Annotated in this window: 1 protein-coding gene; it reads left to right on the forward strand. The window is 35.4% G+C overall.

The window, feature by feature from the left end; all coding sequences use genetic code 11:
• Nucleotides 1-667: 667 nt before the first annotated feature.
• On the forward strand, nt 668-1817 hold a 1150-nt coding region (locus OU792_RS18455; RefSeq protein WP_274671046.1), incomplete at its 3' end, for a hypothetical protein.

The raw sequence follows: 1817 nt of genomic DNA on the forward strand, positions 1-1817 counted from the left end.
TTTTATAACTTTAAAATCGCTGCTTAACTAGTCCAACTTTTAAGCGGAAAGAGCATGAATTGGATCAAGTACTAAAGATTGATGGTATTAAAAGTATGGATTACAGAAAAGTAAGACGCTCCAGGCTAATCTTAGCATTAAATGAACTAGCCAAGGAGAAAAATGGCTTTCCTTTAATCAAGCGAAAACGAAATAATAAGGACAAACGCTTTTTACAATACCAAATAAGTTAATTAGAAATCATAAACCTCATTTGCGACAATTGGGGTTTACCTTTGAGCGGGTCGACGTGATTTTTGGATATCAAATCATTAGATAATTTGTCAGTTTTAAAAAAAGGTGTTAGTTTTATTCATTGTTTAATTAATTGTAAATCAATTAATTGAATCATATTTTATTTTAGGTAACAGCATTTGTTACTCAATTTACCTGATTTTTATCGATTTAGTTTCATCAATTTCTATTCTTTGCGGTGAATATGATAATTAAAGTATTTGATATGTTTTTTTTGAGGGTAGTAATACTTGCCGTCAGTTTCCTTTCTGCCGGTATTTCTCTTGCTAGCCCTGTCGATGGAATTCATTTTTCTATAGCCATTAGGGATTTAGGCAATATTCAAAATTTTGCTTCTTTAGAACCCCATTTTTCTAAGGAGCAAATTCATTCCTTGAAAAATTTACCTTTTCAGACTGGGAATGATTTTCAATTGATTAAAAATGATTTGGGAGTCTTCGCACTTACTTCCTGTTTTTTTAATGTCTACCAATGGACTTCGGAAGGTTGGAATAACTGCTATCTATATGATAACAGCGGATACAACTGCGGAGCCAAATTCTTTTTTCGAGACGGGCAGCTTTTCTCTCTTGGGAATTATGGTTTTTGGCGTAATCATAGTGATTTATTGAATTTTGATTGCGCAACTGGATCCTGGTCGTTTTTTACTACTGAAAACCAGCCTCTTGACTATGGTTTTTTATTCAGTGGCGTGGGAGATAAGGGAGCCTTTCTGTTTTTTGGACTAGAACAGAATTTTCGTACTAGAGATCATCAAGAATTTGATCAGGCTTACTTTTTAAATTTCGAAAACTATAGCTGGCAGTATCTCTCCTTTGGCAACCTTATTTCTACAACCTCCAAAGAGGCCGATTTTGTTGTCCATGAAGATTATTTGGACACAAAGGATTTCATGGTGTTCTCGGCATTCTCCGCAGACCGCAAAATCGGTTTCATCATTTTTGATAAAAATACTTTGGAGTTTCGTTTTTCCCGCATGGAAAAGGCCATCGAATTATTGAAAACGGCTTCCTGGATTTTGCTTGAAGGCAATATAGCAACACTTTCTTTTTCTCGTAATGATGTCCTTTCTATAGATATCAATGACTTGTACCAAAAAGCAAACCATGTCGGTCAAGCTAAAATTTTACCCATCAGCCAAAGAGAACTGGAGGAACTTCAACTAGACTATGTGCTTCTTACCCTAGGAATTCTGATTGCAACAGGTTTGATTGTTTTCTGGGTTCTCCGGAGAGAGATTTTGAAAGTAAAGCAACAGCAATTGCAGCGGGAAAATGCTGGAATTGAGCCCAAAATTCATAAAAACTCCGATCAGAAGTTATTGGAACTTTTTGAACCTTTTCAAGGGAAGTTATTAACTGTGGAACAACTGGATCAAATCCTACTGATCGATGATATTCCAAATGCTGATCATAAAAAGGTAAAACGAAGTCGTCTAATCAAGGAAGTCAACCAAGTCAGTGAATCCTATTCAGGTGAAGCATTGATTATAAGAAGGAGAAATCCTGAGGATAAGCGATTCA

Source organism: Algoriphagus sp. NF (assembly GCF_028823735.1).
Taxonomy (GTDB): domain Bacteria; phylum Bacteroidota; class Bacteroidia; order Cytophagales; family Cyclobacteriaceae; genus Algoriphagus; species Algoriphagus marincola.